This window comes from Peribacillus simplex NBRC 15720 = DSM 1321 (assembly GCF_002243645.1).
Taxonomy (GTDB): Bacteria; Bacillota; Bacilli; order Bacillales; family DSM-1321; genus Peribacillus; species Peribacillus simplex.
In genome coordinates this window covers 5,456,481-5,468,557 of record NZ_CP017704.1, presented here as the reverse complement: position 1 = coordinate 5,468,557, position 12,077 = coordinate 5,456,481, and the positions used below count along the sequence as shown (strand labels likewise).

Below are 12,077 nucleotides of genomic sequence, written 5' to 3'. Positions count from 1 at the left end.
CCCTTGAGTGTATTCCACTTAAAATTTATTTATCATCACTTGGGCTAACAACATGGAAATATCTAGTTGTTTACTTGTTAATCTCTATGAAAAAGAACTTCCTTATTTGCTAAGCTATCCAGGATTTAAATAATGCACTGATGCTAAGAATATTTGTTATTGATGGAATTAATAAAACGAAAAACCTATTTATTAAAATTTAGGATGTTCTCCTTACTATGATAAATAAATTTGGTTTGTAATTTTCGTATTTGCTAAATTCTTAAATATATATCACTTGACCTAGAGTTGACTCTAAGTTGTAAAGTGATATCAGTAATGACGGAGGTGATCAATCATGTACCGAATTGGAGAGCTCTCTAAGCTATTAGGTGTTAGTGAACATACGCTTCGTTATTATGAAAAGGAAGGTTTAGTAGTACCGTTGCGTAAAGGGAAGAATCGTATTTATTCGGATGAGGATAAAGAATGGCTCGAGTTTATCCTTCATATGAAAAATACAGGAATGGCACTTGTTGATATTAAGGAGTATACCTTAATGCGTAAAGACGAAAATGGTGACAAACATGCACAAGAATTGATGGAGATATTGGTAAAGCATCGAGACGAAGTTGCTGCACAACTAAAGATTTACCAAGAGAATCTTGAACTAATGAATAATAAAATTTCAAAATATCAAAAATTATTAAACGAACATCAGGATAAGGACTTATTTGATACTTTCGTTGATCAAAAGAAAAAAGGAAATTGAAATAGTAAATGAAAAAGAATTAACATCATTTCAAAAATTAATCATGTTGGCGAAAGAGTTGTTTTACAAGACTAGGAGGATGAACTAACAATGACAAAAATAACATCTATTGAAAAAGAAGCAATTTTTCCAATTGGGGAGCCGGTTGGAAATGAATACTTCGTTGGAACAGCATACTTGGAAATGCTTTTAACTGACTCTACTTTGAATGCACCAATTGGAAATGTAACATTTGAACCTGGTGCTCGCAATAACTGGCACACTCATGCAGCAGGGCAAATCCTATTAGTGACAGCCGGTGAAGGTTGGTATCAGGAAGAAGGTAAACCAGGACAACTTCTAAAAGCAGGGGATGTTGTAAATATCCCTGCAGGTGTCAAGCATTGGCATGGTGCTGTGAAAGACAGTTGGTTTGTCCATCTTGCTTTAACACCAGGCGAAACTACTTGGTTAGAACCGGTATCTGAAGAAGATTATCAACAATTATAAAAAATTATTGGGAGGAAGATAAAATGGCAAATGTTGAAGGAAAAGTTGTTGTAATTACTGGTGCATCCAGTGGCATTGGGGAAGCAACAGCAAAATTGTTAGCCGCAAATGGTGCAAAAGTTGTTTTAGGGGCACGTCGTGATAATCGATTAAAAGAACTAAAGGAAAGTATCGGCCAAAATTGTGTTTACGCAGTGACGGATGTTACTTCTTTAGAAAATGTTCAAGACCTCGGAAAACTTGCATTGGATACATTTGGACGTATCGATGCTTGGATGAATAATGCAGGCATAATGCCGCAATCCACCCTGGATAAATTACACACCGACGAATGGAATCAAATGATTGATGTGAATATTAAAGGGGTATTGAATGGAATCGCTACAGCATTACCACAAATGCGTGAACAATGTGCAGGGCACATCATTAACATTTCCTCTATTGCAGCGCATGGCATTAATGTCGGAGGAGCTGTTTATAGCGCAACAAAAGCAGCGGTAAATATGATTAGTGAAACGTTACGTCAAGAGGAAGCAGTTGCTGGAAGTAATGTTCGGGTGTCGATTGTTTCTCCAGGAGCCATTGCAACAGAATTGACGCAAACTATTACTGACACAGACTTGAAAGGCCCGTTCGAAGAATTATACGATGCTTTTGCGATTAGTCCTGAGCGTATTGCGGAAACGATTCTGTTTGCTTTAAATCAGCCTGAAGATGTTACCGTCAATGAGTTTATTGTAAGACCATCCCGACAACAGCCGTAATCTGTAAAAGTTTACTAGAGGTAGAAAAGCATTTCTAAAAAATCAATGTCTTAGAAGGAATGATTCTTCCTAGTCCTCCCTAATAAAATAAGACCTATTAATGGCAGCAACTTTATTTCTGAAGTTGTTGCTGTTCTTTTAGGGGGTTCAAGAGGGAGTTAACTCACTGCTTGCTAATAGAGATACATTGATTCCATTGCCGTTTATGCCCATGTCGCGAACAAGCTTTTTATTTATTTGGAAAAGGGAAAAAGAACGGTTGCTGCTCTATTCGTATTTCCCCTCTCCTCTCTTTATATGATCATCAAGGAATTCGTTATAACCGTTTATTGTTGAACAGTCCCTAAATGTATGCGTAATATTCGTAAAATACATAAAAAAGCAATTCACATGTAGTGTAATTGCTTTTTTTTATTTAGCATTTCGTTAATGTTTGAGCTTCATCCACTTATCGCCTGGTATTAAATAACTTCATCAGAGATTCCATTATTTTGCCTGGTTTACAACTGACATTACTTGTCTTTTACCATTGATAAAATCGTAATGGTGCTTAAAATGCAGAGTGTGCCGAGCCACTCGGCAAAACCGAATGTTACATTCAGCCAGAAAACGGATATTAAGGTTGCGGATAATGGCTCAACCGAAGCAAATAAACTTACCTCTGAAGCAGAGATGAATTTTGTACTTTCCAAATAGAAATAAAAAGCAATGATCGTACCGAAAATGATGATGAACAAAACCGCTGAAAATGAAGTTAACGTCCAATTGCCTTTAAATGCCCATGGAGGATGGATCATGCTAAAGCATATGCCTCCAATCAACATGCCCCATCCCACAACAATCATTGAACCCCACCTTGAAAGGAGTTTATAAGGCTGCAATGTATAGAAAGCCAATGCAAAGGCTGATGTTACTCCCCAAAATACTGCCCACCCTGAAATGGAAAGTGTACGAATGCTTCCTCCCGTCACAAGCAAAAAAGTGCCTAAAATCGCTATGATCACAGCTACACTCACAGTAATGCTTGGAAAACGTTTGGAACGAATGGCTAAATAACAAGTAATCAGGGCCGGTGCCAAGTATTGAAGGACAGTGGCAGTAGCTGCGTTGCCATGTTCAATTGCTGCAAAATATGTGTACTGAACAGCGAGCATTCCCAGAATTGCAAAAAGGATAATTTGAAGCGCATCTTTTTTAGTTTTCCAAATCTCAAAAACTTTCAGTCTTTCATTCTTATAAGAGAGTCCCAATAAGATGATGCCAGATAGCAACAAGCGTACAACAGTGAGCCACTCAGGACTGAAACCTTGCTGCTGAAATAGATATTGAGCTGCCGTCCCTGATACTCCCCATAACGTAGCGCCAGTCAGTACTAGTGCAATCCCTTTATTTCTTGAGGGTGATATAGCAACTAAAGTATCATTACTCATTTTTTTCTTCCCCACTTTTTACACATTCCGTATTGGCTTGAATTCTAAAGTAACTTTCTTTCCAATTCTTTTCTATCACCTTAAGCACCAAAGTGAGATTTCCACTCCTTAATGCCTGTATGATCTGATCATGCTCATCAACGGAAAGATGAACATCACTTACCTGATTGAAATAAAACAGTTCCATTCGTATAAGTTTTTGTTTGAGCCCCGATAGAATCCGCTTCAATTCATCATTTTTAGAAAGATTGATGTAAATGGAATGAAAGTCATTATCTTTCTGGACGGCCACTATTTGATTTCCCTCGTCGATTGCTTTTTTCACTTCATGATTGATGGCTTCCATCTCAATTAAGTGTCTTTCTTCAATGAAATCAAAAGCCTGTTCCATAGCCAACTTTTCCAGTGTCCAAACCATGGAATATATGTTTAATACCCCTTCGAATCGAATAGGGGAAACAATAGTTGAACGGCTAGGCTTGGTCTCTACAAATCCCTCATCCTCTAGCCTTAAAAGTGCTTCTCTAATAGGTGTTCTGCTTACTCCCAATTGTTCGGCTAATTCTTTGTCGCGTAATTGTTGGCCTGGCGTTAGGATTCCCTGGACAATCCAATCCCGCAAAATCATGTATGCTTCTTCACGTACAGAAGTACGTTTAATCTTTTGTGATGAATTTGAATGTACCAATGGCTATACCTCCTTAAAATACCAATATATAATATGCAATATATCACACATTGCAAGCTGTTGGAATAGAGGTTAGAAAATTTAAATCTGCAGTCCTTTGATAAAACATCAAGCACATTTTATATGATAAAAAGAATCCTTCTATTGTAAAAAAAATGGAAGGAATCCTTCTACCATCAGTCCTCAAGCCAAATGATTTACAACGATTCACTGAAAAATTAAGTTCTATTTTTCTAATATCCATAGTATGTTTTTCTGAAATTCTTAGAACACTAGACTGAGTCTTACAGTATTTGTAGTATATAACTCCTGAAACTCCACAAAAGTTGGATCGTTTTCCCGCATCCATTGGATACCTCTCCACTTTACTAAACATATCAAGTGAAGTTTGGTGTTTCTAAAAAAATGTCTTGAAAATGTCTTGGTGCTGACCGCACTCATTACAGGAATATTCTATTTCTAATGCATCTTCAGTTACTGTATGAACTGTCTCTTTTTTACAAGTTTCACAAAATCTCTTTTCTGATATTTCTTTCATTTATCATTCACGCTCCGTTTTCCATCTTTCTTTTGTAGCCTTGTTAATATTATTTTGCGAATATCCTTCAGAAATAATACCTTTTTCCTGAAGGACCTCAAAAAGAAGATAAGGAATTCAGAGAAAAAGGTAATGGAATAGTTAATTTCACATCGGATTCCAAGACATAAAAGCTGCATGAAACGGATATTCGTATTCGAAAACACCTTCTTTTTTCACCACATATTTATTAAGGATGGTTTTTACTTCATCATAGGAAAAATGTTCATCGAGAATTTTTGTTGTATTATCGCGAATCATTTCTTCATAGGTGGAATAGATTTTTTTACTTTTCAATTTAACGATCTTACAGTCCGCCAGTATTCCAAGTTGATACAAAACATTCAAGATGTGTATGTAATCCCTTTTTCTTAAATTGATCGTATATCCTCGTTGCTTCAATTCCATATAATGAGGTTTTTCTGGTCCGGTTGTCATACCTACTATCACTAAACGGGTTGCAGACTCATTCATTTTTAATAAAGTTTGACCGATTTCTGTCATACGGTAATAACAATTAAAACCAAATACTACATCGTATTTGTCTCTTTTCGTATCACTTTCCCACTTATCATGAATAAACTCCATGTTTTCGAAACCTTTTTCGTTCGACTGGGATTCCAAAAAATTGATAATGCTTTTGGAACTATCTATACAAGTTAGCTTCCTGACTTCTTTTGCAATATCAAATGTATAATTGCCCCATCCAGGGCCGATTTCCAATACATGATCATCCTGTTTTAATAATACCAATAATTCCTGCAGGACAAGTTTTGCATAAGGATCCGCTTTATGTTGTTTTTTCCCTGCCACCCTGGAAGACCAAAAAGCTTCTTCAGCAGCATCATCTTTTAGCCTGTTAGGAATTTTTCCTGTATGATCAACCATTGCCTGTTTCCAAAGTTCAATATAATCTGTCATCTTTTCTCCCCTGAATTCGTATGTATTTACCGGTTTTCACCGTGGTTTGGAGTTGCGCCTTATCGTTTGATTCAAATTGAAGCAAACAGCCAAATACTTCCTCTAATAAATATATTAGCATACCAAAGCTAAAACTTTTGTTTTACACATAAGAAAAAGGAGCAAAAACTTTGCTCCTGCATCAAATATTGTTTATTTTACTTTTTTATGGCTGAACTTTTATCTATTCGATAAAGCAGACCATGTATTTTCAAGCCACTTATCAAAGTCTGCTCCTTTTTCACCCTCATAGGTATCATATATATCCATTCTCATCTTCTGGAGTTTCTCTTTGAATTCAGTATATGTGTGATTTTCTGGTAAACTCTTCTTGATCCTGACTAAGATTTTGGTCAATCCTTTAACCAACTCGCCTTCTTTCCTTGCTGGCAATTGAACATCTTCGCCTAAACTTTTCAATTGACGGTAGGCGGCCTCTTGAACTTTATATACAGAATCATTATTCATGATATGTGTGAGAATGTCGATTACTTGTTTACTTTTTGACTGACCCAATTCTTCGATCGCGTCTAAACGTTCTCTCCAATTAGATTTACGATTGGCAGATTTTTTTAATTCCTCATAGTTGGCAGGTAACTCGATACCTTTTGTTTCTTTCTTATTCAAATGAATCATTTCTCCTTCTGTCTTTATGTAATCCGGATATTCAAAATGTTAATCCGATATTACAATATTCCTATTACCATGAATGGTTTATTCCATTCCTTATTATACCCTTTTCCATATTTTAATATAGTTAAATTTCTTAATCATCTGCAGTATCTTCTCAATCAGTCGGGTGCCGGGGGCGCGAAGATTTGCTTCTACAAACTTACTCGCACCTATCTTCAACATTAAAAGGCATAAATCCTGCCTGGATTCATGCCTTTTAATGTTGAAAATGAAGTATGCTTTTCTTATTATGTTGTAAAATCAGGCAATAATAGCGCAAATCTAGTCCACGTAATGTTTTTTATAATCTGGATGAATAGAAAATTTTTTACGTAAGTTGGCGAGGTTTACACCAAAACTCTCCTCTAAAAGTTCTCTATGTTTCTCCATGATTTCCATGAGATACAAATCATGAATCATGACTTCTGTAATGGGCATTACCAAACCTACATGCATGGTCCATGCTGCACGGCTATCTTTACCAAGCGAGACAATACCTGCTACTACTTCTGAATCATCTCCACTAATAACAAGCCATCGTCCACCATACTCTTCTGTAATTTCATAACCCATATAATGGAGGTAAACATTAGCAAAATCACAGACGATTTCCCCATAGGCAATAATTGTTACATTGACCCCTCTATTTGCTGCCTGTCTTAGTTCAGACTCTAATACTTCGAATTCGTCTTCCCAAATCTCTAAGAGTATTCTTTTTTTAGCAGATAATATACCAGCTTTTACCTTATCGAGTATTTCATTGCGTCCCATGATATTCCAGATATTTTCACGATCATTTGCAGAACGTTCAAACTCTGCTAATGATTTTTCTGCCAGTTCAAAATTCTCTTCTGCTTTAATCCGACGGTTTTTTATTAGCTCCTTTGCAGGAACAGGAGTATACTGTGGTGTGTTTCCAGGACTAACCAGAATATCTCCTCTTATTGCGAGACTGTCCAGAATTTCATATATTCTTGAACGTGGTACACCGGAGTTTTTTGCTACTGCATAACCTGTTAATGGCGATTCTTCCAATAAGGTAAGATATGCTTTCGCTTCATATTCGGTAAAATTTAGATTTTTTAATGTTTCTAAAATGTTTTCTTTCATAAACCCTCCAACACAACCTTAGTTGCTACCTTAGTAACTAATATTTTAGCAAAATCTGTTGACGTTTTCCATATTCATCTAATATACTTACACAGTAGTTACTTTAGTAGTCACTAAAAAAGGGGAGGGAGAAATAGTATGGATAGCTTACTTACATACATATCAATAGTTGCAATGATGGTTATTATACCAGGTGCAGATACTATGCTCTTAGTGAAAAACACGCTTAGCTATGGTCCAAAAGCGGGTCGTTATACCGTTCTCGGAATGGCAACGGGACTTTCTTTTTGGACGCTTATTGCTATTCTTGGACTATCTGTTGTCATTGCAAAGTCTGTGATTCTTTTCAGTACAATCAAATATTTGGGAGCCGCCTACTTAATTTATTTAGGGATCAAAAGTTTTTTTGCTAAAAGCGTTTTTTCTTTAAAAGAAATTCAAGCACAAGCAAATACACCTACGAATTATTCAAATCGGCATAATAAAGATTCCTTTATGCAAGCGTTACTTAATAATATTCTTAATCCAAAGACCGTTTTAGTTTATATAACAATCATGCCGCAATTTATCAATTTGAACGGAAATGTAAACCAGCAATTGATTATATTAGCCTTCATCTTAACCTTACTCGCTGTATTGTGGTTTCTATTTCTTGTTTATCTGATTGATTACGCAAAAAAATGGATGAACAACTCCAAATTCCAGAAAGCATTCCAAAAATCAACTGGCTTAATTTTAATAGGTTTTGGCATAAAAACAGGAATTTAAGTTCCTTTACTAACACATCTAATTTGATTCTACCCGTTCAGAAAATTGAACGGTTTTTTTATATGAATCTAACGTACAGCTAACATACTGTTTACTAACCTGCAACGATAGTTACATAAAGAAAAAGCTGCCTTAATCATTTTAGTCAATAATGTTAATCAATCTTTCATCCATACATATGGCACTGCATTATTGAACTACAAAGACTTTTTCCGCCTTCATCATTAATGGAGAAAGATTAAGTTCCCTAACATGGTCATTAATTAAATGAAAAATAAAAACGCCAGCATTTTCCCATAAGAGAAGAAAATACTGACGAGTAATGCCCTATGAAGTTTGGAGTATCCTTTTTTGTCAATCCAAGCCGCAAGCCTTGGCAAGTATTTCAACAAGGTGCATACTTTTCATTTGGTTTGCTGCTCCCTCCCTTTGGATGCCAATGCTCATTTGCATTTGGCATCCAGGGTTAACCGTAACTATGGTTGTTGCTTTCGTTTCTTTTAGGTTCTTCATTTTCTCATCAAGAATTTTCATGGATTCATCAAAGTGGAGAAGATTGTAAATGCCTCCAGATGCACAGCAACGGTCAAACCCTTCCATTTCCACATAGGAAACTCCTGGTATGGATTGCAATAATAAACGAGGTTCCTTTTGGACCTTTTGAACATTGCGTAAATGACATGAATCTTGATAAGAGACGATGCCTTGCCATTCTTCAGTAAAGGGAAGCGGTCCCAATTGATAAAGAATTTGACTGATATCTTTTGATTTTTCCGAGAAATCCTTTGCCGCCCCAGCCCATTCGTGATCATCTGCCAATAGATGCCCATATTCAATAAGGGAAGCGCCACAGCCTCCTGCGTTATTTACAATTACATCAGAATCAGATTGCATGAAGGCTTGGATATTCCTCTTTGCCAATGCTTTCGCTTGTTTTGTTTCGCCTTGATGGGAATGCAGTGCACCGCAGCAATTCTGATTTTCTGGGAGAATGACCTCACATCCCGCTATGTTGAGCAGCTCAATGGTAAGACGGTTTATTCGTGACATCATGGAATCCATGATACACCCAGCAAAAAATGCCACTTTTAATTTCGTTTCCCCTTTTGCCGGCATTATCGTACCTGTCCGGATTCGTTTGGAGGACGACTCGATTGCTGGAAGTGCTTGTTCTAAATGTGCAAGGGCAGGGGAAACCTTTTGCAGTACATTCGATGTCCGGATAAGTTTGGATAATCCTGTTTTTTGATAGAGATGTACCGCACTGCCAATCCTGTTCATTCGTTTTGGATATGGAAAAAGATGAACCAATGCCAGTTTTTTGATCTTGGTCATTTTATTTTTTTGGTTTGCTGAAGGGGAATTTTCAACGGCTTCCTTTGCAGCTTCCAGTATATGTCCATATGGCACACCAACAGGACATGCGGTTTCACAAGCACGACAGCCTAAGCATAGGTCGATCGGTTCAGCTAAATCTTTTTGGAAATCTATTTTCCCTTCGGCTGCCATTTTCACTAGATTGATGCGACCGCGTGGTGATGCGGATTCTACACCCATTGATTCATATGTAGGACATGCTGGTAAACAGTACCCGCATTTTACGCATTGGTTTGTCCAATCATAGGCATCTGAATATAAATTTTGGACCGCTGTATTTGTCTCGTTAGGTTTGACGGGTAGATTCATGTAACCAACACGACCTTTGTCTGGCCCTTATCAGGAAAAATCTTTCCTGGATTCAGGATATTATTGGGATCCCATGCTTCTTTAATTTTTTTCATCATATTCACCCCGGTTATTCCTAATTCCATTTCCATATATGGTGACTTTAAAGTACCGATACCATGTTCCCCGGAAAGTGTTCCGCCTAGTTCGATTGCTGCTTCAAAAATTTCACTGACTGCAAGCTCCACTTTTTTCATTTCCGTAATATTTCGTTTATCGGTAATGATGTTCGGATGTAAATTCCCATCCCCTGCATGGCCGAATACAACCAAGTTCAAACCGTATTTCTCCCGGATATTGTTTAACTTCTCCATCATTGCCGGTATTTGATTGCGTGGAACGGTCGCGTCTTCAGAAATTTTTGTAGGACCCATTTGTGTAATGGCCGGGGAAACCAATTTACGCGCACTCCAAATAGTTTGTCGTTCTTCCTCTGTCTCCGCTATCTTAACGTAGGAAGCACCCTCCGTCCTGCATATATCGGCGCATTTATTGATTTCTTCCTCAATCGCCAATGGGTGACCATCTATTTCTATGATCAGAATGGCTTCTGCCTGAAGAGGCAACCCTGAAGGCCGATAACTTTCAACTGCACGGATGCACGCATTATCCATCAATTCCAGGGCAGATGGTAAAATTCCTGACGATAAAATGCTGGTAATGGCATGGCCAGAGTCTATCAAATGATTGAAGTGGGCGACAAATGTTTGTTTAGATAGAGGTTTTGGTATCAAGCGGATGATTGCTTCTGTAACGATGCCCAAGGTACCTTCCGATCCTACGATCAATCGGGTCAAATCATACCCTGTTACATTTTTTACGGTCTTTCCGCCAGTACGAATGATTTCTCCCGTCGGGGTGACCACCTCCAGGCCTATCACATATTCTTTTGTCGTTCCGTATTTCAATCCCTTTGGCCCGCTGGAGTTTTCTAATAGATTCCCTCCTATAGTGGCAACATTGGAACTGCTTGGATCTGGCGGATAGAACAAGCCGGCTTCTTCAGCCTTTTTATGGATATTCGCCGTAATCACACCTGGAGAGACAATGGCAAGCATATTTTCTCGATCAATGATCAATTTATCTCGTAAAAGGGTCATATCAAGAACCATCCCCCCTTTAACAGGTAAAGGGCCGCCACTTAGCGAAGTTCCAGATCCTCTAGGGTAAACAGGTATTTTGTGAGTATTAGCCAATTTAACCACTTCACTGATTTCCTCCGCGTTTTTTGGCTGTACAACGATTTCAGGTAAATATTCCCCAAAAGAAGCGTCATAGCTATAACAATACCTTTCTGCCAAATCAAGGAACATTCTGTCACCTGGAATTACCTGACTAAGATCGTCCAGGGCTTCTTTCTTCATGTTTCTCACTTCCTTTCTTAAATAGTAAATAGGAAAAGAAATATCTATGTAATATAATGGTATTTTATGATCCTGCTAGATATAATGTTGAAGAAAAAAGGAGGTTTTTTTTTGAAAATCGCACTGATTCACGCTACCACAACTGCACTAAAACCAATTGAAATGGCCTTTCAGACTGTTGCTCCGAAAATTGAACTCCTTCATTTCATGGACACGAGTCTTCTCGCCTTGATGGAAAAAAGCGGAAAGTTAACTCCGGAAATCATTCGCCGCTTTTCTGCATTAGTGAATATAGCCTATGATTCTGACGTTTCATGCATACAACTTACTTGCTCTGCCTTTAATGGCATCACTGCAATTTTACAACCTCTATACCCTGTAAAGTTATTTCGTTCAGATGAGGCCATGCTTGATGAAGCACTTCGCTATAATAGCATCGGCCTGGTTTCTACCGTAAAAGAAACGCCGATTGCCCTTCAAAATTACTTATTAAATAAGAATCCGGACTGTATGATCGAGTCATTGGTGGATCCCGGGATCATCCATTTATTATCACAAGGAAAAAGAAAGGAACATGACGATCGGGTTAAAAAGATGGTGGAACAATTGGATGGAAAGACAGAAGTGATTTTGCTTTCACAATATAGTATGGAACATATTGCAAAGCAGGTTAATCCTTCTGTCCCTGTCCTAACTGCTCCACTATTGGCTGCTAAAAGGTGTTTAGATCATTTGAATGGAACGTTTAGATAAATTTAAAATCCGTGCTTAGCAGCATG

At 37.6% G+C, this 12,077-nt stretch carries 12 protein-coding genes; 5 read left to right on the top strand and 7 right to left on the bottom strand.

The window, feature by feature from the left end; translation table 11 throughout:
* Positions 1–337: 337 nt before the first annotated feature.
* From BS1321_RS26365 to BS1321_RS26355, 3 genes are all read left to right on the top strand, one after another.
* On the top strand, positions 338–751 hold the full coding sequence (locus BS1321_RS26365) for a MerR family transcriptional regulator (RefSeq protein WP_063233795.1): 414 nt from the start codon (positions 338–340) through the stop codon (positions 749–751).
* Positions 752–850: 99 nt separating this feature from the next.
* Complete coding sequence (locus tag BS1321_RS26360; protein WP_063233907.1) at positions 851–1,240, top strand: cupin domain-containing protein; 390 nt, start codon at positions 851–853, stop codon at positions 1,238–1,240.
* A 23-nt stretch (positions 1,241–1,263) separates the two neighbouring features.
* Positions 1,264–2,004 carry an SDR family oxidoreductase gene (locus BS1321_RS26355; protein ID WP_063233794.1) on the top strand — a complete coding sequence of 247 codons (741 nt, stop codon included), beginning with the start codon at positions 1,264–1,266 and terminating at the stop codon, positions 2,002–2,004.
* A gap of 512 nt (positions 2,005–2,516) precedes the next feature.
* On the opposite strand, the gene BS1321_RS26350 is transcribed toward BS1321_RS26355, so the two are convergent.
* The 5 genes from BS1321_RS26350 to BS1321_RS26330 all read right to left on the bottom strand — a co-directional run bounded on the left by BS1321_RS26350 (position 2,517) and on the right by BS1321_RS26330 (position 7,441).
* Complete coding sequence (locus tag BS1321_RS26350) at positions 2,517–3,434, bottom strand: DMT family transporter (protein ID WP_063233793.1); 918 nt, start codon at positions 3,432–3,434, stop codon at positions 2,517–2,519.
* Positions 3,427–4,122 (bottom strand): GntR family transcriptional regulator, encoded by a 696-nt coding sequence (locus BS1321_RS26345; RefSeq protein WP_063233792.1) that lies wholly within the window; start codon positions 4,120–4,122, stop codon positions 3,427–3,429. The genes BS1321_RS26350 and BS1321_RS26345 overlap by 8 nt, the downstream gene beginning before the upstream one ends.
* A 685-nt stretch (positions 4,123–4,807) precedes the next feature.
* Positions 4,808–5,620 carry a methyltransferase domain-containing protein gene (locus BS1321_RS26340; RefSeq protein ID WP_063233791.1) on the bottom strand — a complete coding sequence of 271 codons (813 nt, stop codon included), beginning with the start codon at positions 5,618–5,620 and terminating at the stop codon, positions 4,808–4,810.
* Between the two features lie 219 nt (positions 5,621–5,839).
* Entirely contained in the window at positions 5,840–6,295 is a 456-nt protein-coding gene (locus BS1321_RS26335) for a HEAT repeat domain-containing protein (protein WP_063233790.1), read from the bottom strand.
* Positions 6,296–6,613: 318 nt separating this feature from the next.
* Positions 6,614–7,441: a TrmB family transcriptional regulator gene (locus BS1321_RS26330; RefSeq protein WP_063233789.1), complete on the bottom strand. Its 828-nt coding sequence runs from the start codon at positions 7,439–7,441 to the stop codon at positions 6,614–6,616.
* Positions 7,442–7,579: 138 nt separating this feature from the next.
* Between BS1321_RS26330 and BS1321_RS26325 the strand changes: the two genes are divergently transcribed.
* Positions 7,580–8,209 carry a homoserine/threonine efflux transporter gene (locus BS1321_RS26325; RefSeq protein WP_063233788.1) on the top strand — a complete coding sequence of 210 codons (630 nt, stop codon included), beginning with the start codon at positions 7,580–7,582 and terminating at the stop codon, positions 8,207–8,209.
* 354 nt (positions 8,210–8,563) lie between these two features.
* Here the strand turns inward: BS1321_RS26325 and BS1321_RS26320 are convergent, their stop codons facing one another.
* Together BS1321_RS26320 and BS1321_RS26315 are read right to left on the bottom strand one after the other, a co-directional pair.
* A complete protein-coding gene (locus tag BS1321_RS26320) occupies positions 8,564–9,895 on the bottom strand; it encodes a (Fe-S)-binding protein (RefSeq protein WP_063233787.1) in 1,332 nt (443 codons plus the stop codon).
* On the bottom strand, positions 9,892–11,298 hold the full coding sequence (locus BS1321_RS26315; protein ID WP_063233786.1) for an FAD-binding oxidoreductase: 1,407 nt from the start codon (positions 11,296–11,298) through the stop codon (positions 9,892–9,894). The genes BS1321_RS26320 and BS1321_RS26315 overlap by 4 nt, the downstream gene beginning before the upstream one ends.
* A 111-nt stretch (positions 11,299–11,409) precedes the next feature.
* Between BS1321_RS26315 and BS1321_RS26310 the strand changes: the two genes are divergently transcribed.
* A complete protein-coding gene (locus BS1321_RS26310; RefSeq protein WP_063233785.1) occupies positions 11,410–12,051 on the top strand; it encodes a hypothetical protein in 642 nt (213 codons plus the stop codon).
* Positions 12,052–12,077 lie beyond the last annotated feature (26 nt).

Bases quoted from the DNA above. Each gene is read 5' to 3' on its own strand.
- BS1321_RS26365 (WP_063233795.1), top strand. From the start codon at position 338: ATGTACCGAATTGGAGAGCTCTCTAAGCTATTAGGTGTTAGTGAACAT.
- BS1321_RS26355 (WP_063233794.1), top strand. From the start codon at position 1,264: ATGGCAAATGTTGAAGGAAAAGTTGTTGTAATTACTGGTGCATCCAGT.
- BS1321_RS26350 (WP_063233793.1), bottom strand. From the start codon at position 3,434: ATGAGTAATGATACTTTAGTTGCTATATCACCCTCAAGAAATAAAGGG.
- BS1321_RS26340 (WP_063233791.1), bottom strand. From the start codon at position 5,620: ATGACAGATTATATTGAACTTTGGAAACAGGCAATGGTTGATCATACA.
- BS1321_RS26335 (WP_063233790.1), bottom strand. From the start codon at position 6,295: ATGATTCATTTGAATAAGAAAGAAACAAAAGGTATCGAGTTACCTGCC.
- BS1321_RS26330 (WP_063233789.1), bottom strand. From the start codon at position 7,441: ATGAAAGAAAACATTTTAGAAACATTAAAAAATCTAAATTTTACCGAA.
- BS1321_RS26325 (WP_063233788.1), top strand. From the start codon at position 7,580: ATGGATAGCTTACTTACATACATATCAATAGTTGCAATGATGGTTATT.
- BS1321_RS26320 (WP_063233787.1), bottom strand. From the start codon at position 9,895: ATGAATCTACCCGTCAAACCTAACGAGACAAATACAGCGGTCCAAAAT.
- BS1321_RS26315 (WP_063233786.1), bottom strand. From the start codon at position 11,298: ATGAAGAAAGAAGCCCTGGACGATCTTAGTCAGGTAATTCCAGGTGAC.